Annotated in this window: 22 protein-coding genes; 14 read left to right on the forward strand and 8 right to left on the reverse strand. The window is 40.5% G+C overall.

Features of this window, described 5'->3' with window-relative positions:
• Positions 1–87 precede the first annotated feature (87 nt).
• Positions 88–903, forward strand: a complete 816-nt coding sequence (recX, locus tag P8610_RS11130; RefSeq protein ID WP_394604438.1) for a recombination regulator RecX — start codon at positions 88–90, stop codon at positions 901–903.
• On the opposite strand, the gene P8610_RS11135 is transcribed toward recX, so the two are convergent.
• A complete protein-coding gene (locus P8610_RS11135; RefSeq protein ID WP_394604439.1) occupies positions 890–1,564 on the reverse strand; it encodes an SDR family NAD(P)-dependent oxidoreductase in 675 nt (224 codons plus the stop codon). The two genes, recX and P8610_RS11135, sit on opposite strands and share 14 nt — an antisense overlap.
• A gap of 67 nt (positions 1,565–1,631) precedes the next feature.
• Here P8610_RS11135 and P8610_RS11140 point away from each other — a divergent pair, with 67 nt between their 5' ends.
• Positions 1,632–1,940 carry a YfhH family protein gene (locus tag P8610_RS11140; protein ID WP_289497102.1) on the forward strand — a complete coding sequence of 103 codons (309 nt, stop codon included), beginning with the start codon at positions 1,632–1,634 and terminating at the stop codon, positions 1,938–1,940.
• Here P8610_RS11140 and P8610_RS11145 read toward each other — a convergent pair.
• The 3 genes from P8610_RS11145 to sspK all read right to left on the reverse strand — a co-directional run bounded on the left by P8610_RS11145 (position 1,937) and on the right by sspK (position 2,602).
• Positions 1,937–2,089 carry a hypothetical protein gene (locus P8610_RS11145; RefSeq protein ID WP_289497101.1) on the reverse strand — a complete coding sequence of 51 codons (153 nt, stop codon included), beginning with the start codon at positions 2,087–2,089 and terminating at the stop codon, positions 1,937–1,939. The two genes, P8610_RS11140 and P8610_RS11145, sit on opposite strands and share 4 nt — an antisense overlap.
• A 150-nt stretch (positions 2,090–2,239) precedes the next feature.
• Entirely contained in the window at positions 2,240–2,407 is a 168-nt protein-coding gene (locus tag P8610_RS11150; RefSeq protein WP_077364736.1) for a YpzG family protein, read from the reverse strand.
• A 39-nt stretch (positions 2,408–2,446) separates the two neighbouring features.
• Complete coding sequence (gene sspK, locus P8610_RS11155; RefSeq protein ID WP_066242730.1) at positions 2,447–2,602, reverse strand: small, acid-soluble spore protein K; 156 nt, start codon at positions 2,600–2,602, stop codon at positions 2,447–2,449.
• A gap of 101 nt (positions 2,603–2,703) precedes the next feature.
• On the opposite strand from sspK, the gene P8610_RS11160 reads away from it, so the two are divergent.
• Complete coding sequence (locus P8610_RS11160) at positions 2,704–2,970, forward strand: YfhJ family protein (protein ID WP_289497100.1); 267 nt, start codon at positions 2,704–2,706, stop codon at positions 2,968–2,970.
• A 14-nt stretch (positions 2,971–2,984) separates the two neighbouring features.
• Here P8610_RS11160 and P8610_RS11165 read toward each other — a convergent pair whose 3' ends face one another.
• Positions 2,985–3,986, reverse strand: coding sequence for a metal-dependent hydrolase (locus P8610_RS11165; protein ID WP_394604440.1), 1,002 nt, complete (start codon positions 3,984–3,986; stop codon positions 2,985–2,987).
• A gap of 37 nt (positions 3,987–4,023) precedes the next feature.
• Here P8610_RS11165 and P8610_RS11170 point away from each other — a divergent pair, with 37 nt between their 5' ends.
• The 3 genes from P8610_RS11170 to P8610_RS11180 are packed head-to-tail and all read left to right on the forward strand — an operon-like array spanning position 4,024 to position 6,213.
• Entirely contained in the window at positions 4,024–4,338 is a 315-nt protein-coding gene (locus P8610_RS11170; protein ID WP_289497098.1) for a hypothetical protein, read from the forward strand.
• 1 nt (position 4,339) lies between these two features.
• Positions 4,340–5,461 carry an A/G-specific adenine glycosylase gene (gene mutY / locus P8610_RS11175; RefSeq protein WP_394604441.1) on the forward strand — a complete coding sequence of 374 codons (1,122 nt, stop codon included), beginning with the start codon at positions 4,340–4,342 and terminating at the stop codon, positions 5,459–5,461.
• Positions 5,458–6,213, forward strand: a complete 756-nt coding sequence (locus tag P8610_RS11180) for an SDR family NAD(P)-dependent oxidoreductase (protein ID WP_394604442.1) — start codon at positions 5,458–5,460, stop codon at positions 6,211–6,213. The genes mutY and P8610_RS11180 overlap by 4 nt, the downstream gene beginning before the upstream one ends.
• Positions 6,214–6,441: 228 nt before the next feature.
• Here the strand turns inward: P8610_RS11180 and P8610_RS11185 are convergent, their stop codons facing one another.
• Positions 6,442–6,666 (reverse strand): hypothetical protein, encoded by a 225-nt coding sequence (locus P8610_RS11185; RefSeq protein WP_394604443.1) that lies wholly within the window; start codon positions 6,664–6,666, stop codon positions 6,442–6,444.
• A 141-nt stretch (positions 6,667–6,807) separates the two neighbouring features.
• Between P8610_RS11185 and P8610_RS11190 the strand changes: the two genes are divergently transcribed.
• From P8610_RS11190 to P8610_RS11225, 8 genes are all read left to right on the forward strand, one after another.
• On the forward strand, positions 6,808–6,987 hold the full coding sequence (locus tag P8610_RS11190) for a gamma-type small acid-soluble spore protein (RefSeq protein WP_289497093.1): 180 nt from the start codon (positions 6,808–6,810) through the stop codon (positions 6,985–6,987).
• A 405-nt stretch (positions 6,988–7,392) separates the two neighbouring features.
• On the forward strand, positions 7,393–7,920 hold the full coding sequence (ntdP, locus tag P8610_RS11195; protein WP_066242704.1) for a nucleoside tri-diphosphate phosphatase: 528 nt from the start codon (positions 7,393–7,395) through the stop codon (positions 7,918–7,920).
• 106 nt (positions 7,921–8,026) lie between these two features.
• The gene (locus tag P8610_RS11200) at positions 8,027–9,769 is read left to right on the forward strand and encodes an ABC transporter ATP-binding protein (RefSeq protein ID WP_394604444.1); all 1,743 of its coding nucleotides are present in this window, start codon (positions 8,027–8,029) and stop codon (positions 9,767–9,769) included.
• Between the two features lie 627 nt (positions 9,770–10,396).
• Positions 10,397–11,407 (forward strand): ABC transporter ATP-binding protein, encoded by a 1,011-nt coding sequence (locus P8610_RS11205; protein WP_394604445.1) that lies wholly within the window; start codon positions 10,397–10,399, stop codon positions 11,405–11,407.
• Positions 11,382–12,356 carry an ABC transporter ATP-binding protein gene (locus P8610_RS11210; protein WP_394604446.1) on the forward strand — a complete coding sequence of 325 codons (975 nt, stop codon included), beginning with the start codon at positions 11,382–11,384 and terminating at the stop codon, positions 12,354–12,356. The genes P8610_RS11205 and P8610_RS11210 overlap by 26 nt, the downstream gene beginning before the upstream one ends.
• 57 nt (positions 12,357–12,413) lie before the next feature.
• Entirely contained in the window at positions 12,414–14,018 is a 1,605-nt protein-coding gene (locus tag P8610_RS11215) for an ABC transporter substrate-binding protein (protein ID WP_394604447.1), read from the forward strand.
• 98 nt (positions 14,019–14,116) lie between these two features.
• Positions 14,117–15,121, forward strand: a complete 1,005-nt coding sequence (locus P8610_RS11220; protein WP_394604448.1) for an ABC transporter permease — start codon at positions 14,117–14,119, stop codon at positions 15,119–15,121.
• Between the two features lie 14 nt (positions 15,122–15,135).
• Positions 15,136–16,050, forward strand: a complete 915-nt coding sequence (locus P8610_RS11225) for an ABC transporter permease (RefSeq protein ID WP_394604449.1) — start codon at positions 15,136–15,138, stop codon at positions 16,048–16,050.
• Positions 16,051–16,107: 57 nt separating this feature from the next.
• On the opposite strand, the gene P8610_RS11230 is transcribed toward P8610_RS11225, so the two are convergent.
• The gene (locus tag P8610_RS11230; protein ID WP_394604470.1) at positions 16,108–17,082 is read right to left on the reverse strand and encodes an NERD domain-containing protein; all 975 of its coding nucleotides are present in this window, start codon (positions 17,080–17,082) and stop codon (positions 16,108–16,110) included.
• A 305-nt stretch (positions 17,083–17,387) separates the two neighbouring features.
• The gene (locus tag P8610_RS11235) at positions 17,388–18,458 is read right to left on the reverse strand and encodes an FUSC family protein (RefSeq protein WP_289497083.1); all 1,071 of its coding nucleotides are present in this window, start codon (positions 18,456–18,458) and stop codon (positions 17,388–17,390) included.
• Between the last annotated feature and the right edge of the window lie 193 nt (positions 18,459–18,651).

The raw sequence follows: 18,651 nt of genomic DNA on the forward strand, positions 1-18,651 counted from the left end.
TCCCTTGTTTACCGGTCTCTAAAAGGGGTATTTTTTCAAACTGTACAAGCAATTATGTTAAACTAGAGTGTGAAAGAAGGTGGGTAGATGGTTGTCATAACAAGGATTTCTGCTCAGCAAAAAAACGATGAACGATTTAATATTTTTGTACAAAGAGGAACTAAGGAAGAGTTTGCATTTAGCGTAGACGCTGATGTGTTAATAAAGTTTCAGCTTCAAAAAGGGATGCAGATCGATGAAAAAGAATGGGAAGAGATCATTGAGGAAGATCAATATCGAAAAGCCTTTAACAAAGCTCTTCATTATTTATCTTTCCGAATGAGGACCGCTCATGAGATTGAAGAATTTTTAGAAAAGAAAGAAGTACCACAGCCGACGATTAAGAGAGTCCTGCAAAAACTCTCTGAATACGATTTTGTAAACGATAAGACCTTTGCAAATGCTCTTGTTAAAAGCCGCATGAATACATCATTTAAAGGGCCGGGTATGATTCGGCAAGAGCTTAAGAAAAAAGGAATCAGTGAAAGTCATACGGAAGAGGCGCTGAATCAGTTCAGTTTTGATGAACAGCTTGAAGCGAGTATAAAGTTTATCCAAAAGCAATTTTCAAGCAGAGCTAAGCGTTCTGAAAAAGAACAGAAACAAAGAATTGCTCAGCAGCTTCAGCAAAAAGGATTCATGTGGGAAGTGATCGAAATGGCGTTTCAAGAAGCTAAGATCAGTCAATCTGCTGAAGATGAAAAAGAAGCCTTGCTCACTCATGCTCGAAAAGCTCATCTTAAATATAAAAAGTATAGCGGATTTGAGTACGAGTCTCGCATGAAGCGTTTTTTATACAGCAAGGGCTTCGGTTCTGATGTTATTTCTGAGCTGTTAAGCGGGGACGAGCTTAACGATCTATAAAGATCTCACTTCGATTGTCGTCTTGTTCAATAATTAGTTGTGCAACTTTTTCAGGGGATTTTAAACGTGATCGGTCACTGATATGATCGGAACCGTCCCAAAACGGAGTATCCATTCCTCCCATATAGACAGCGGTTGGATAAATGCCGGTGCCATCCCATTCTTTAACAAGGCTCTCCGTAAATCCTCTAACAGCAAACTTAGACGCACAATAAACAGATTCGTTTACTTTACCGCGTAAGCCAGCTGTAGAGATAATGTTCATTACCTTGCCATATCCCTGCTTTTTGAAAAGGGGAAAAGCCGCTTTTGTTGGATAAATCGTACCATACACGTTGGTCTCCATCATTTGACGGATGTCGCTTTCAGATAATTCGTTAAGAGGCTGAAAAATACCCGTACCAGCGTTGTTGATTAATAAGTGGACGTCTTCATTGTCAAAAATGGATTGAAGCACCGATTGCACCTGTTCATAATGTGTTACATCACAGACTTTATACGATACGGTGTTTTCGCTGCTAGTTGAAAAGGTCTGTACAGCTTGTTTTAATTTTGTTTCTGTGCGGCCGATCAGACACACGTTGAAGTCTTTATAATATTGATAGGCTAAAGCAAGACCGAGACCTGAACCGCCGCCCGTTATAATTACAGTTTTGTTCAAAATTATCACTCCTATGTAGTTAAATCTCAAGCATTTATAGGGTACAGAAAAGAAAGGAAGTATTCAAATGGAAAAAAGGTTCAGTGAGATGACAGAAGCTGAAATTAAAGCCGAGATTGCTTCGCTTCGTGCAAAAGCACAAAAAGCAGAACAAATGGGCATGGTAAGTGAATACGCTGTTCATGAACGCAAGATCGCGATGGCAAAATGCTATCTGATGGATCCTTCATCAATCGAAAGCGGAAAAGAATACAGCATTCAGGGAGACCCAGGCTCAACCTTTTCTGTATTGTATCTTAATGGTATTTTTGCCTGGGGCTACAAAAATAAACAGAGTATACTTGAAGCATTGCCAATTTCGGTACTTGAGGCTTAAATGTGCCATATTGCTTTAGAAAGCAGTTGATTTCCGCTCCAGGATGCTCGCTTTCCGCGGGGCAGACGGTGAGCCCCTTGCCGCTTTGCGCCGTTAAGGGTCTCACCTGACCGCTTGTCCCGCAGGAGTCTCGCATCCTTACGCTCCAATCAACTTGCAAAGAGGAATCCTGATTTCTGTTACAGGATGCTTGCTTTCAACAGTCTGTGTAGGTGTATTTGTAAATTAAAGGCCACAACATCAGTGTACTAAAAAACATAAATAAAGAAGCGATATCAAGACCGCTTCTTTATTCGCCACTATGAACGCTTACGTGTTTGAATTTCAAGCACATAGTTATTTAATGCTTGCTGGGTCTCCCCATTCACTTGATTATACGCATGCTTCGAGTTGGCACGCGGTGAGTGAAAGGGGTCAGAATACTTACCGTTAAATCGCGTTGATGAGAAGTAGTCTTTCTTGTTCAACTGATTCACCCCCCAGAATGAAATTCATAACCGCAAGAGTTACTGATCATCTCGGTGTTGATTGGATAAAAACATTCGCTCCTGTGGATGGTCACGAATGGATCCATCTGGCCGTTTAGAAGAGAACTCTTCTTTTGATCTCGGCTCACCTGAGAAGGAGATCCGATTAGGGAAGTTTTTCGATTTGTTTCGCATGTGTATTACCTCCTTTATATCGGTTCTCAACTAGTATGAAACGTGACAGAACCCTTTATGTGACGGGGCTTTCTTTAAAAATTGGATAAGGAGGGAGAATAATGGAAGAGCGTTTTGACAGATTGGCTAAACAACTGCAAAAAATGAACCCTACCCTTAGTTATCAGGAAGCAAGGGAATGGGTGGAAGGTTTATGGGAAGATTTTGAGTCCACACGTGCAAAAGCGGGATGGGAGTATGAAGGGCAAGAGGTAACCGAGAAAATGGTAACACAACTTATTACTTCCTATGGACATAAACTGCATGAGTATTTTTCCAGCAATCCAAAATTTCAGCGATTCATTAAAAAAGACGGGCCTATTCATTAAGCCCGTCTCTTTCCTTATTCGTTGTTGTTAATTAGGTCGAGCGGAGAAAACTCCATCTTCTTTTTTAGGCGGTCCTCAGAATACACCCAACCTGTAAAAGAAGTAATGATGTTTAGGTTCTCATCCAGTTGAACCATTGCGACAAAAGGATAATGACCTTTGCTTCTATATCGTAAGTCTATAAACTGAACCAAATGACCATGATCGTTCTTTTCGACTTCCCATCTGTGTACAGGAGAAAAGGAAAGAAAAGCAGATATGTTTTTATCTTTTTTAGCCGCGTCAATCAGTTTTGATTTTGGAACGGGCAGACGGTCAAATGTATCCCAAACGGTAATTTTTCCGTTTTTTAGACCAGCTACAAAAAATTCGTGCTTGGATTTGATGGCCAGATGATATTGTCCCCATCGAATGGTCGGACTGGCGTAAATTTCTTTTGCTTCTGGAATTTTTTTAAGAACGATCGTGTTTACGCGCTGTCTGGCAATGATTCGTATCATGTAGTAAAAAACGAGTATCACGTAAACGGTAAGAAACGTGTAGCCAGGATTAACTCCAATATACCAGAGCAGCAGCCCGGCTATATGCAGGAAGAAGATAAAAGGATCAAAGATGCTGATCACACCGAGAGCAATCCATTTCTTTGAAACAGGATACAACGCTTGAGTGCCGTAAGCATTGAATATATCGACAAACACATGCAGGAAAACAGCAATTGCTGTCCATAATAAAAGCTTTCCGTTATCTGCTTCTGGGACAAATAGAGAGATTCCGCCAAACAGCAGAAGAGGCCAGATAACGAGCGCAGGCAGTGAGTGTGTAAGACCTCTATGGTTGCGGATATAAACCGCATTATTTTTTAATTTTAATACCGTGTCAAAGTCTGGAGCTTGAGAGCCAATTAGTGTCCCGGCAAGAATGGCTTGGGATGTCGCTGGATCATTTGCAATTGCAGGGTCGAGCATTGCCAATCCGCCTAATCCCAGCCCCATTACAATATGTGTGCCTGTATCCAAGGCGATCACCTCCTATGTAGGAATGGAGTGAAATAAAATGTTAACTGTTTTTATGGAGTATAAAGTAAGTCCGGATTCCATTCAATTTTATGAGACGCAAATGCCTTTTGTGATAAAGGAGCTTAAGGTGTGTGGTGCTTCAAATATTCAGTGGTATAGGGCGGCAGACCAACCTTCACTGTATGTTGAATGTTTCCAAGTCAAGAATCGAACCACGTATGATACCATTAAGAAAAATCGAACGGCCCTAGAGCATCCTGTTTTTTCAAAACTAAACGAATGTGTGACAGGTGGAGTAGAGAAAATCCATTGCTGGGCGTTTGAAAAGCTGAACACAAAGGAAGATTTATAAATTGAATACAACAAGTAATAGTTTATTTTCCCTCGATGCTTCATATGTGAAACAATTTCAAGATCATTTATTAACATGGTACAACGATAACAAGAGATCTTTGCCTTGGAGAGAAAATCAGGATCCGTACCGTGTCTGGGTTTCGGAGATCATGCTGCAGCAAACAAGAGTAGATACGGTAATTCCTTACTTCGAGCGATTCACTGAATTGTTCCCAACCCTTCAAGACCTTGCTTATGCAGACGAAGAAAAAGTTTTGAAAGCGTGGGAGGGTCTAGGTTATTATTCCCGAGTTCGAAACTTACAAACCGCCGTAAAAGAAGTATGCGAAAGTTATGGTGGAAAAGTACCGAATACACCTAAAGAGATCGCCGGATTAAAGGGAGTCGGCCCTTATACAGCAGGAGCGGTTTTAAGCATAGCGTATGGTGTGCCAGAACCTGCTGTTGACGGAAATGTTATGCGTGTTTTATCACGAATTTTGCTCATTGAAGAAGATATCAGCAAACCAAAAACCCGTGTGACTTTCGAAAAAGCAGTAAGAGAGTTGATATCACACGAAGACCCTTCTTCTTTTAACCAAGGTTTAATGGAGCTTGGCGCTATAGTTTGCACTCCAAAATCTCCAGCATGTTTGCTGTGTCCGATGAGAGAATTGTGCCGAGGCTTCGAGAGCGGAAGACAAAGAGAACTTCCGGTTAAGCTAGGAAAAACAAAAGTAAGAAAAGCGAAGATGATAGCTGGTGTGTTGGTGAATGACGACGGCCGTTTGTTGATTCATAAGAGACCGGCTGAAGGGCTTCTCGCCAACATGTGGGAATTTCCGAATACAGAGTATGTTGGTGAAAACAAAAAAGCAGAGATTTCTGCTTTGGAAAGCTATGTGGAAGAACAGTTAAATTATGAAGTGACAGCAGAAGAAAAAGCAGGCTACATTGAGCATGTTTTTTCACATCTGAAGTGGGAAATTCAAATTTGGCAAGGGAAGGTTAAGTGTAGGGAAGAAGACAGAACTCTGCCTGCTGATTGGAAATGGGTCAGTGTGGACGAGCTGGATGCGTACCCGTTCCCTGTCTCTCACCAAAAAATTATTCGGCTCATAAAGGAGGCGTTAATTGTATGAATTTAGAACTTGAAGGAAAAACGGTAATAGTTACAGGCGGTTCAAAAGGAATCGGACAAGGAATTGCTTATGCTTTTTTGAGTGAAGGAGCAAAAGTAGGGATCGTTGGGCGTAACTTGGCAGATTTGGAAGCCGCGCAAAAAGAGGGTATCGAGATTTTTCAAGGTGACGTGACGAACGCTGGGGATCGTGAGCGAGTGATAAATGAGTTTTTAGGTAAGTTTGGCACGATCGACATTTTAGTTAATAATGCAGGCGGAAGCAATGGATCTTCAGTTATGGAAACGAGCATGGAACAGTTTGAAGAAGCTATGCACTTGAATTTTTTATCGGCTGTAGATTTGAGCAAAAAAGCCGCAGCGATAATGAGCGGGAATTCAGACGGTGGAGCTATTATTAACATTTCGTCTATTTTTGGACGGGAGTCTGGCGGCAAACCTACGTACAATGCGAGTAAGGCAGCCATGATTTCTTTTACGAAATCATTTGGTGACGAGATGATTAAGAAGGGCATACGTGTGAATGGCGTAGCTCCAGGATCTATTTTGCATGAAACAGGAAACTGGAAAAAAAGATTGGAACAGGATCCAGATAAGATCAATTCGTTTGTGGAAGAGCATATTTCCGCTGGACGATTCGGAACAGTTGAAGAAGTGGCCAATGTAGTTGTGTTTTTGGCATCTAAGAAGGCATCCTGGGTCGTTGGGAGCACGTTGAACGTGGATGGCGGCCAGTCTTATAGCAATTTTTAATGCATATGAAAGAAAGCAAGCCCCAGCGATGCGCTGGGGCTTGCTTTTATGCTCGCTCGGGAAGTTTTGTGCTCGTCCATCGGCATATTATGCACGCTGGACGAGCGATTCCCAAGGTTTACGAGCGATTCCCAAGGTTTACGAGCGATTCCCAAGGTTTACGAGCGATTCCCAAGGTTTATGAACGACAACCCAACAACAATAACCTGGCGCTCTCAGTATTCAAGATCAGTCGTACTTAACCTCACTACCATGCGTCCAATCAGCTTCGTTACGCTTCAATCCCCCACGAGCTTCTATTTCCTTGATGATCTCTCTGTGCATGCTTGTTCCTTCCTCGTTTAAATAAGGAGCCATCTGCTGCAAGGAGTGGTGGAAATACGCGAGTTCTTCATCTTTCCAGTCGTTCTTGCCAGTCATACTTAGTTCGGTCATATCTCTTCCTACATACATCGTGCTGTCCCTCCTTAAAATAGTGTAATCATTCATTTATCCCCCATATTTATAGGTTTTAATACTGGAAATATATAATAAAAAAATCACTTATAAAATTTGATTAGCCCGGGTAAATTATATTTCGTGGAGGTGAAAAACATGGACAAACAACAACAACAAAAACAACAACAGCAACAACAAGCTCGTCAAAAGCAACAAAACGCTCAACAACAAGCTGGTCAATCTTACGGGACTGAGTATGCTAGTGAAACTGACGCACAACACGTTCGTCAGCAAAACCAACAGTCTCAACAAGGTAAGAACCAACAACAAAAATAACCTCTATCCAGGAATGCTCCCTAGTCACTAGGGAGCATTTTTTGGTTTTTCATCATTTTCATCCAGCCCCATCATTTTTTTCCACATTTTATTACATACGTTTTCTATACATAACCTATGGGAATACTAGTGACGAGTGAATTATCTGAAAAAAGGCGCTTATTTTTTTAAAAACAGGGACAAGTACATTTCCAAACTATTCTTAAAACGATATAATAAAGAAGAGAAAAAAAAGCGTGTGTTTTGAAAGAAAGTAATGATCGGGAATAAAAACGTGAAAAAAATTGAAGAACGAGGTTTATGAATGAAGCTGGTGAATTACCGACAAATGGTTATAAAGAAAGGAGATTTAACAACTCAATAGGTAACATTAGCTTCCGGAACTCGGGCAGAAAGGAGAGAGAGATGAGTTTTCCTGCAACCGGAAGTATAATCAATATTCAAAGCTACAAACATAACGGCTATCTACATCGGAATTGGGAAGATACTGTTATACTAAAAGGTACTCCTAGTCAGGTGATATGCGGTAACGACCGGATCCTTGTTACTGAATCTGACGGACGTCAGTGGCGGACGAGAGAACCTGCAATTTGCTACTTTAATGCGAAGCAATGGTTTAATGTGATCGGTATGATTAGAGAAGACGGTATCTATTATTACTGCAACTTGGGATCCCCATTTATGTGGGACAAGGAAGCATTAAAATATATTGATTATGATCTTGATATTAAAGTTTTTCCAGATGGGACTTATATCTTATTAGATGAGGACGAGTATGAACTTCACAAAAGAATGATGAGGTATCCGAGTCAGCTTGATACAATCATTAAAAAAAATCTTCAAGAATTAATCTTGATGGTTACCCAAAAAAAGGGCCCATTTGAACCAGGATTTGTTGAACAATGGTATGAAAGATATTTAGAATTCCGATAAAAAGGAAAACCTGTTGAAGAGTCAGCAGGTTATCCTTTTTTTAAATAAGGTTAACTTGGCGCTCTGCCAAGTTTTCTTTTTATGATGGAAAGAATGGTGTGATGAAATGGATAGTATTAAACGTTATTTAATTTTTGTAAAACCTTACAAATGGCAAATTTTCTGGACCATCTTAATTGGGCTCGCTAAGTTTGGTATTCCTTTATTAACACCGCTTATTTTAAAATACGTGGTAGATGATATCATCCAGGTATCAATACCCATGGATGAAAAGCTAAACAAACTGTACTGGCTGATGGGAGGAGCAGCACTCATATTCGTTGTGATGCGGCCTCCTATTGAATATTGGAGACAATACTATGCGCAATGGGTTGGTACAAAGGTTTTATATGACATTCGAGACAAGATGTTCGATCACATTCAGCGCTTAAGCCTGCGTTTTTACTCTAACAACAAATCTGGTGAAATTATCTCAAGAGTGATTCATGATGTAGAGCAAACAAAGACATTTGTCATTACGGGTCTTATGAATATTTGGCTGGATATGGCTACCATAATTATCGCGGTAGCAATCATGTTTTCTATGGATTTTTGGCTGACGATCGTGGCATTATCCATGCTGCCGGTCTATGCGTTTTCAGTAAAGTTTTTCTATGCACGTCTTCGTCAATTAACAAAGGATCGTTCCCAGGCACTTGCTGAAGTGCAAGGTCACCTGCATGAGCGTGTTCAAGGAATGTCTGTTATTCGAAGTTTTGCACTTGAAGATCATGAGCAGGTTCAGTTTGATAAGCGAAACCGAAATTTTTTAAATCGAGCGATGGATCATACGAAATGGAACGCAAAAACGTTTTCAGTTGTAAACACTGTAACCGATATTGCTCCGCTGCTTGTTATTGGATTTGCGGCGTACCAAGGAATACAAGGAAATATTACTATAGGGGCTCTGGTTGCGTTCGTTGCCTATATGGACAGGTTGTACAATCCGCTTAGACGGCTCGTCAACTCATCTACGACACTTACACAATCGATCGCTTCTATGGACAGGATGTTCGAGTTTTTAGATGAGTCGTATGATATTGAGGACTCACCAAATGCGAAACCGTTAAAGTCGGTAAAAGGTGCGTTAGAATTTGAAGATGTTTCATTCACCTACAATGAGGAAGAAGCAGATGTGTTACATAATGTTTCCTTATCAGTAACGCCAGGTGAGACAATCGCTTTAGTTGGCATGAGCGGAGGCGGTAAGTCTTCGTTGATCAGTTTGATTCCGCGTTTTTATGATGTTACGGAAGGAAGTATTAAGCTCGATGGAACGGATATTCGCGACTATCAGGTTCGAACGCTAAGAGATAATATAGGTATGGTACTTCAAGATAATATTCTTTTTAGTGAATCAGTTCGAGCAAATATTCTTATGGGGAATCCAGAGGCCTCAGATGAACAGATGATTGCAGCTGCCAAAGCGGCAAATGCACATGAATTCATAATGAGTCTGCCTGAAGGCTATGACACAAAAATTGGAGAGCGTGGAGTTAAGCTTTCTGGAGGTCAGAAACAGCGCGTTGCGATATCACGTGTCTTCTTAAAAAATCCGCCCATTCTAATTTTAGACGAAGCGACATCTGCATTGGATCTTGAAAGTGAACATCTGATTCAAGAAGCTTTAGAAAAACTTGCAAAGGATCGGACGACTTTCATTGTGGCGCATCGCCTTTCTACTATTACTCACGCTGATCGCATTATCGTTATCGATCACGGCAGAATTGTTGAGATCGGAAAACATAAAGAATTGATGGAAAAACAAGGACCGTACTACGATTTGTTTACTGTACAACAACTGGTATAAATAAAGCAGAAAAGGTCGGCAGATGCCGGTCTTTTTTTATTTGTTTAAAAATGATCCTTGAGAGCGAAAATTATAGCAAAATCTTAAAGCAAACATCCTAAATTTCGCACTACACCTAAGATTTAGCCATACAGCATTGCATAGAATTCCATTCGATATCGAAAAATGCCTATATTGTTTGGTGATGCGTGAAAATCGCCATAATGTGCGCGTAAATGGTTGGTTTGTGCGCGCAAATGAAGCTGGGCTGAGCGTAAATCTCATTCAACTGCGCGTAAAGTAAGGGCACCTGCGCGGATGTGTAAAAACTTAAAAGTGAAACGTACAAATGTGGCTCACCGCCTGCCCCGCGGAAAGCGAGCACCTGGAAGAGGAATCAACAAATTTCAATAACAAAAAAAACAAGTGCCAAGAAAAGAGAAAAACTCTCTTTTTTTATTGGCTACGACCATTTCACCCATAAACATCCTTTGAGTGAAAGTGATGCAAAAGACCTACAACAGAAGATGTATTTGTCGAACATTCTGAAAATTAAATATTGTCAAAATGTCAGAGTAGTGTCATAATTCTCAACAGAGAAGTAATATTCTAGGAAATTTGACAGCTTAGAGAAAGGAGTGAGATCTCATGGGAAATCCTGTTTTAGAAGTTAAGAACTTAAGAACTTCTTTCCTTACAGATGATGGAGCAATTCCAGCCGTTGACGGTGTCGATTTCCACGTCAATCCTGGTGAAGTACTAGGTATTGTGGGGGAGTCCGGCTGTGGAAAAAGTGTTACGTCACTATCTGTAATGGGACTAGTACCTACCCCGCCTGGGAAGATCGAAGGAGAAATTCTCTTTAAAGGTGAAAATCTTGCTTCTGCACCAGAAAAAAGAATGCGGCAAATAAGAGGCAATGAGATTGGAATGATATTTCAGGAGCCGATGACAAGTCTGAATCCGGTTATAACAATCGGAGACCAGCTTATTGAATCACTGCGCATACATAGAAAATGGTCAAAAAAAGAAGCGATGGGTAAAGCCATTGAAATGCTTAAGCTAGTCGGACTTCCACGGGCAGAAGAGCTTGTAAGAGAATATCCGCATCAGTTATCAGGAGGTATGCGTCAGCGTGTCATGATTGCGATGGCCATGATCTGCGACCCAAAACTTCTAATAGCGGACGAGCCTACTACCGCTCTGGATGTTACGATTCAAGCTCAAATTTTAGATCTGATGAAACGATTAAACAAAGAAACTGACACCGCAATCATGATGATTACTCATGATTTGGGGGTTGTTGCTGAAATGTGTGAACGTGTCGTGGTTATGTATGCCGGAAAAGTAGTAGAAGAGGGAGAGGTTAAAACCATCTTCCAAAATCCGAAGCATCCATACACGGTTGGATTGATTAAATCAGTACCAGACATGAGAGAGAAGGTAGGAAGATTATATTCCATACCTGGAAACGTACCGAAACCAGGCTCGATTACAACAGGATGTTCTTTTGCACCGCGTTGTGAACATGCCGGAACACGGTGTATTGCCGAAACTCCTCAACTAAATACTCAAGAAGGCAGTCATCAAGTAAGATGCTGGCTTTACGAGGATGGGAAAGGAGTGAACCTGCATGAGTCAGACACAGCTATTAGTTAAAGTAGAAAATTTAAAGATGCACTTTCCGATCAAAGGCGGAATATTGAGCAAAACAGTCGGTCAAGTAAAGGCGGTAGATGGAATCTCTTTTCACATAAAAAAAGGAGAGACACTAGGCCTTGTAGGAGAAAGCGGATGCGGCAAGTCCACTACTGGAAGGATGCTGTTAAGACTTTTAGAACCTACAGAAGGAAAGATCTACTTCGAGGGCGAAGATATTACGAAATTATCTACAAGTGAAATGAGGAAGAAACGCCGTGAGATGCAGATGGTGTTTCAGGACCCATTCGCATCGCTTAACCCGCGTCATACGGTTGAGAAGATTTTAGAAGAGCCTTTAATCGTTCATGGTGTAAAAGATAAAGCTGAACGAAAAAGACGAGTAAAAGAACTGCTTGAAGTAGTAGGACTCTCAAGTTGGCACGCGAAGCGATATCCTCACCAGTTTTCTGGGGGACAAAGACAGCGTATCGGAATTGCACGTGCACTTGCGGTGAATCCGAAACTTATTATCGCGGATGAACCTGTATCAGCTCTAGATGTTTCCATACAATCTCAAGTGCTGAACCTTTTACAAGATCTGCAGAAAGAATTCGATCTTACGTATCTGTTTATCGCACATGATCTTGGTGTCGTACGCCATATCAGTGACCGAGTGGGAGTTATGTATTTGGGTCATATTGTAGAGCTTGCTGATAGTGAAAAGCTGTACGATGATCCAAAACATCCATATACACAAGCTTTACTGTCAGCTGTTCCAATTCCTGATGTTGAGCATCGAAAGGACCGTGTCATCCTGCAAGGGGATGTTCCGAGTCCATCAAATCCGCCTGCTGGCTGCCCGTTTCATACACGGTGTCCTGCAGCGATGGAGCATTGCGGGTCAGTTAAACCTGTATTAAAAGAAGTTGCTGAAGGCCATTACGCTGCTTGCCATTTATACGAATAAGGCAAGCGCGTACATATAAAAAAAGGCACTACTAAAATGAGAACTGGGGGAAAGAAGATGAAGAAAAGTTTATGGACTTTATTTGCTTTAATGCTAGCTTTATCTCTTGCGTTGGCAGGGTGTTCATCATCAGGCGGAGACAGCAGCAAGGGTGGAGACGACGGTAAAGTTGATCCTAACAATGTAATGATCTACGGACGCGGCGGGGACTCTGTTGCACTTGATCCGGCAGTCGTTACAGACGGTGAATCTTTCATCGTAACAGAACAAATTTATGAGCCGCTAGTAAACTACGGAAAAGATAACACAGATATTGTTGAAGGTCTTGCAAAGAAATGGGATGTTTCTGAAGATGGCTTGACATATACGTTCGAGCTTCAAGAAGGCGTTAAGTTCCATGATGGCGAGAAGTTCAACGCTGATGCAGTTATTAAGAACTTTGAGCGTTGGGCAAAGAGTAAAGACGAAGAGAAGTTCTATTACTACAAATCTATGTTTGGTGGTTTTGAAGGTGACGAAGGTCACGTGATTGAAAGCATAAAAGCTGATGGCGAATATAAAGTAGTGTTTAAGCTTAAGCGCCCACAAGCACCATTCTTAAAGAACATTGCAATGAGCCCGTTTGCGATCGCTAGTCCTAAATCTTTAGATGGCGACAAGCTTAGCAAAGAGCCAGTTGGTACTGGTCCATTCAAGTTCAAGAGCTGGAAGCCAAATGACACGATCGTTCTTGAGAAGAACGCTGACTATTGGGTAAATGATCTTCCTAAGCTTGATGGTGTAACATTTAAAGTAATCAAAGATAACTCTTCTCGTTTGAATGCTTTAACAAAAGGTGAGATTGATTTGATGGATGGTTTAAACCCATCTGATATGAAAAAAGTTCAAGATAACGGCAAACTTCAATTGTTTGAGCGTCCTTCTATGAACGTTGGTTACCTAGGATTTAACGTTGAAAAAGCTCCATTTGACAAGAAAGAAGTTCGTCAGGCAATCAGCCATTTGATCGATAAGCAAGCGATTATTGACAACTTCTTCGAAGGAACTGCAGAGCCGGCTAAAAACCCAATGCCTCCTTCAATCAATGGTTATAATGATAGCATTCAAGACCGTGAGTATGACGAAGCAAAAGCTAAAGAACTTTTAGCAAAAGCTGGTGTGCCGGATGGCTTCAAGATGGATCTTTGGGCAATGCCTGTAGCACGTCCATATATGCCAAACGGACAAAAAGTAGCTGAAGCAATCCAAGCGAACCTTGCAAAAGTTGGCATTGAAGCTAATATTGTAACGTTTGAGTGGGGTACGTACCTTGAAAAGACACGTAATGGTGAGGCACCAGTATTCATGCTAGGTTGGACTGGTGATAACGGAGATGCTGATAATTTCCTTTACACATTACTTGATAAAGACAATATCGGGTCTAACAACTATTCTCGTTACACGAACGAAGAAGTTCATAAGTTATTGCTAGAAGCTCAATCAACTCCAGATGAAGATGCGCGTGCTGAGCTTTACAAAAAAGCACAGGAGATTATTCATGAAGATGCTCCATGGGTACCGCTTGTTCACTCTAAGCCGCAATTAGCGGGTGCTAGCAAAATTAAAGGATTTGTTCCGCATCCTACAGGTTCACAATCTTTTGCGGATACATCTTTCGAATAAGGTATGGCGGGGAGTATGGAGCAGATCATCCTGCTCCCCTTTTTTTTGCACAATGAAAAACTAGTTAACTCGCAATCACTCCAGAGAGAGGTGACCATATGTTTGCCTATACAATCAGACGGTTAGCAACACTTGTCCCGGTACTATTAGGGATGACATTTATAGTTTTTATGATGATTCGTGCTATACCGGGGAATCCAGCACAGCTTATATTAGGGCAACAGGCGACACAAGAAGCCATTGAGGGATTAACAAGACGACTTGGTTTGGACCAGCCCTGGTACACACAATTTTTTGCATATATTAAAGGTCTATTTTCTGGAGATCTAGGTGTCTCCTTAAAAACCAATGTTCCGATCTCAGAGGAAATTTGGCCGTATCTAGCAGCAACAATGGAATTAGCTTTTATTGCGATGATTATTGCAATTGTAGTTGGAGTAAATGCAGGAATCATTTCTGCATGGTTTCAAAACTCCTGGTTTGATTATTCAGCCATGGTGCTAGCATTAATAGGGGTGTCGATGCCTATTTTCTGGCTTGGATTGATGGAGCAGTATGTTTTCTCAATTCAATTAGATTTGCTGCCTACTACAGGACGTGACAATATTCGTGTTCCAGTTGACCCAATTACGCACTTATATCTAATAGATACGCTAATTCAAGGTAGGTTTGACCAATTTACTGAAGTTATTCGCCATCTCATTTTGCCAGGTGTTGCACTCGGTACTATCCCGATGGCAATCATCGCAAGGATGACACGTTCAAGCATGCTTGAGGTCATGCGTTCAGATTATATTCGTACAGCTCGTGCAAAAGGAATGAAGATGTTCTGGGTTGTGTACAAGCACTCTTTGAAGAACGCAATGATTCCAGTCGTAACGGTAATCGGTTTGCAAACGGGCCTTCTATTAGGAGGAGCAATCTTAACTGAAACGATCTTCGGATGGCCTGGAATTGGAACGTATATTTATGACGCAATTTCTTTCCGGGATTATCCTGTAATTCAATCAGGAATCCTTGTGGTAGCTACCATTTTTGTATTAATTAATCTACTCGTAGATCTGCTGTATGCAGCTATCGATCCGAGAATTAAATTTAAATAAGGAGGAATAAGAGCATGTCAGAACAACTAGCTAAATCAACACCTCCATTAGTTCCGCAACATGTGCCAGCACCAGTTGAAGACAAAGCTATTTCTCCTTGGAAAGAAGCTTGGAGGAATTTTAAGAAAAATAAGATCGCTCTTGTTGGTCTATCAATCGTTTCCTTTTTTATATTGCTAGCTATATTTGCTGATTTACTAGCTCCCTATCATTTTAGGGACGGAAATTTAGCAGATAAACATATTTCACCTTCTGCAGAACACTGGTTTGGAACCGATGAATTTGGACGGGATATTTTAAGTAGAATCATCTACGGCGCACGGATTTCTCTATGGGTAGGTTTCTTCTCGGTAGCCGGGTCCGTTATCATTGGTTCTTTGCTCGGTATAGTTGCAGGTTATTATGGAAGATGGATCGATGGCATCATATCCCGTATTTTTGATATTTTGCTTGCGTTTCCGAGTATACTGCTTGCAATCGCAGTAGTATCCGTACTTGGACCATCATTGAAAAACGCGTTGATCGCGATTGCGATCATTAATATTCCTACGTTTGGAAGATTATTGCGCTCTAGGGTACTTAGTGTAAAAGAAGAAGAATATATAACTGCAGCACGAGCTATTGGTATGAGTGACTTCAGGATCCTAATCCATCACATCTTACCGAACAGTTTGGCTCCAATTATCGTTCAAGGTACATTAGCGATCGCAGCAGCAATCATTGAAGCGGCAGCTCTTGGATTCTTAGGGATGGGTGCTCAGCCGCCAACTCCTGAGTGGGGGAAAATGCTTGCTGATTCAAAAGACTTTATTATTCAAGCACCATGGACGGTATTGTTCCCAGGATTGGCGATTATGCTAACGGTACTCGGATTTAACCTGATGGGTGACGGCTTGCGTGATGCACTCGACCCACGAATGAAGAGCTAGCCTAATGGGTGATAGAGGAGGCTTGGCATTGGCCAAGCTTCTTTTTTATGTGTTTATTTAGAGAAGTGGTTCTAGGTGGTATTTACGGGACTTTGTTGAACCTGAAATAGGCAGCTTCAGAGACCGAAATAGATGGTTAGCTTGATAGCTCGAATTTAAATGTAAGTATCGCATGGCCTCACGATTGGATATTTTAGTAGAAATTAAGTATGCGTAGTCTTGTAAAGCTTCAATATGAGCAATTTTTGAAGAGGTATTGCAAGAGTGACAATGCCAGGTTCCCCATACATATGTCATAATCGATTGATCACATGATGGACATAGAACACCGGTTATTAAATCACTTTTATTAATCTCAAATAGTTCACAAACATCTGGATTATAAGATGAACTTACTTTGGAAAGGTATTTCGTTAGTTTTTTAATTTGTTTATGTGTTAGGACAGTTTGCTGGTTCTTTTGTAAGAATTCATGGAATTTTTGTTGTAGACTGGGACTTTTAATTACTTTTTCATAAGCTTCTTTATATGAAGGAGAAGCTTCAATGATCACTTTTGGGTTGGTCATGACTACAAGTGATTCAATGGGGATAGGAGAAGAGTATTTTTGTTGAACAAGAATTTCATTTAAGTGATAACTTTGCCGTTTAACCTGTTCAATTGGATTAGAGAAGGCTTCTTTCTTTCCATCATATGTTCTGATAAGTTGTGAAAATTTATCATCAAAAAATAGATGGCCCGTCAAGTTCTTTATTTCTAATATTGTTATGAAATTGGGAGTAATGACTAGAGTATCCATCTGGAAATAGTAGTTATCATGGAGGATTCGAATTCCATGAAGTAAATTCACGTCATTCTTAGGTAAGTAGCGATAAAAATAGTTTAAGGATTGTTCACCCTTGTGCCCTGAGGAATGATTTCGCAGTTGTTCTTGTAGTTCTTTTCTTTTTGAATGATTTTGAGGTGTTCTTCTTATTAATCTGGTTAATTTTATAACTATAGGAGGTGCTTTTCTATTATTTAATATAAAAATCTCTCCTCTGAATTAGTTACATATGGATTTTTCTTAGTTTGCAGCATTCTTAAGGGTAACGCAAAAAGAATTTTTCCTAATAACGGAGTCCAAACTAATTAATTCTAGAAATATTGACTATAATACGGCGAGAATTAAGCATAATACGGCGAGTTTTTTCCACAATACGGCGAGTTTTTATCATATAACAGCGAGTCTGCAAATGACGACAAAATTCGACGCCTCACCAAGCACTACCACAGCCGAATACTCACAAAACCCCAAAAAAACCAGCCCTCAAAAAAGGCTGGCTCACAACACACAACTTAATCTTCCAATCGCTGATCCAGCTGTACTTCGCTGTCGTCCTGGTGGTAATTTTTAAAGCTTTCCACCAAGGTGTTCAGGTGCTCAAGCTGATCAGCATAATCAATAATTAATGCAAATACCGGGAACAGCTCAATCCATTCTTCGTTCTCCGGGTTTTTGTAATAGCTCATGATGCATTTCATGAGCGCTTTTTTATTGATGGCATCATCCATATCATACGTATGCTGTGCCCGTATTTTATCTGTGTACTTTAACAGCAGCTGTTCATGGAAGTTCGTTAATCCATCAAGCTTGATTTGAATCAATTCTTGAAGAGGTTCGGGCATATTGTGCAATTCGTTTTCATGACGGTGGAGACTCTTCAGCAGTTCTAGTGCTTTGTTTGTTGTTTGAATCATCTGTCTGTACAGAACAAGCTTGCGTGTCTTCGAATACTTGTTGCTTCTAAAATACGTACGTTCCTCTTTGTACAGTAGATAATACTGATCCATCTTAAAACGGTTTTCCTTTAAATGAGTCAGATCCTCTTTGATGGCAATATGTTCTGAAGCATGACGGGTAATCATGCGGATCCATTTTATGATCTCGTCGGTATGATCTGAGATTTTATAATACAATTTTGTTTCATATTTGGGCGGCATAAATACCAGGTTCACTAAGAATGCTGATAGGACACCAAGCATAATGAGCAAAAAGCGATCAATCGCAAAACCGATAAAGTTTTCCGTATGGCTTTCCATGATTACGATCACGGTAACGATTGATAACGGAATGGTTTTTTCAATCTTCATTTTTAAGTTCGCTGCAATAACGAGTACAACAACGAATCCGATAACAAAAGGGTTGTTGCCTAATAATAAAACAAAAATAATGGCAAATATGGCACCAACGAGGTTACCTTGAACTTGTTCTAGAATGGTTTGATAAGACCTGTAGATGGATGGCTGAATCGCAAATGTTGCAGCAATGGCTGCATAGACGGGCTGATCCAATTGAAACAGCATCGCTAGGTATATCGATAAAGATATGGCTAAACCCGTTTTGATCATTCGGGCTCCTAATTTCATAACTGCGATAATTCCTTTCTCATAAAAAATGTTAATAATCTCAAACACTATAAACTGTTTCTAATGTTTAATCAAGTGAAAGTGTGTTAACAAATTGTGAAAGTTACAGACTTACATACCGTATGAAAAATAAAGCTCTATTATTACAGGTTTTCCCTTAAAGCAAAAAAAGAATCCGTACGATGACGAATTC

The sequence above is a fragment of the Fictibacillus sp. UD genome (assembly GCF_043558025.1).
Classification (GTDB): domain Bacteria; phylum Bacillota; class Bacilli; order Bacillales; family Fictibacillaceae; genus Fictibacillus.

Bases quoted from the DNA above. Each gene is read 5' to 3' on its own strand.
- P8610_RS11140 (WP_289497102.1), top strand. From the start codon at position 1,632: ATGGAAAAAAGGTTCAGTGAGATGACAGAAGCTGAAATTAAAGCCGAG.
- sspK (WP_066242730.1), bottom strand. From the start codon at position 2,602: ATGCGAAACAAATCGAAAAACTTCCCTAATCGGATCTCCTTCTCAGGT.
- P8610_RS11215 (WP_394604447.1), top strand. From the start codon at position 12,414: ATGAAGAAAAGTTTATGGACTTTATTTGCTTTAATGCTAGCTTTATCT.
- P8610_RS11180 (WP_394604442.1), top strand. From the start codon at position 5,458: ATGAATTTAGAACTTGAAGGAAAAACGGTAATAGTTACAGGCGGTTCA.
- P8610_RS11235 (WP_289497083.1), bottom strand. From the start codon at position 18,458: ATGAAATTAGGAGCCCGAATGATCAAAACGGGTTTAGCCATATCTTTA.
- P8610_RS11170 (WP_289497098.1), top strand. From the start codon at position 4,024: ATGTTAACTGTTTTTATGGAGTATAAAGTAAGTCCGGATTCCATTCAA.
- P8610_RS11210 (WP_394604446.1), top strand. From the start codon at position 11,382: ATGAGTCAGACACAGCTATTAGTTAAAGTAGAAAATTTAAAGATGCAC.
- P8610_RS11200 (WP_394604444.1), top strand. From the start codon at position 8,027: ATGGATAGTATTAAACGTTATTTAATTTTTGTAAAACCTTACAAATGG.
- P8610_RS11225 (WP_394604449.1), top strand. From the start codon at position 15,136: ATGTCAGAACAACTAGCTAAATCAACACCTCCATTAGTTCCGCAACAT.
- P8610_RS11160 (WP_289497100.1), top strand. From the start codon at position 2,704: ATGGAAGAGCGTTTTGACAGATTGGCTAAACAACTGCAAAAAATGAAC.
- P8610_RS11190 (WP_289497093.1), top strand. From the start codon at position 6,808: ATGGACAAACAACAACAACAAAAACAACAACAGCAACAACAAGCTCGT.
- P8610_RS11205 (WP_394604445.1), top strand. From the start codon at position 10,397: ATGGGAAATCCTGTTTTAGAAGTTAAGAACTTAAGAACTTCTTTCCTT.
- P8610_RS11185 (WP_394604443.1), bottom strand. From the start codon at position 6,666: ATGTATGTAGGAAGAGATATGACCGAACTAAGTATGACTGGCAAGAAC.
- P8610_RS11220 (WP_394604448.1), top strand. From the start codon at position 14,117: ATGTTTGCCTATACAATCAGACGGTTAGCAACACTTGTCCCGGTACTA.
- ntdP (WP_066242704.1), top strand. From the start codon at position 7,393: ATGAGTTTTCCTGCAACCGGAAGTATAATCAATATTCAAAGCTACAAA.
- recX (WP_394604438.1), top strand. From the start codon at position 88: ATGGTTGTCATAACAAGGATTTCTGCTCAGCAAAAAAACGATGAACGA.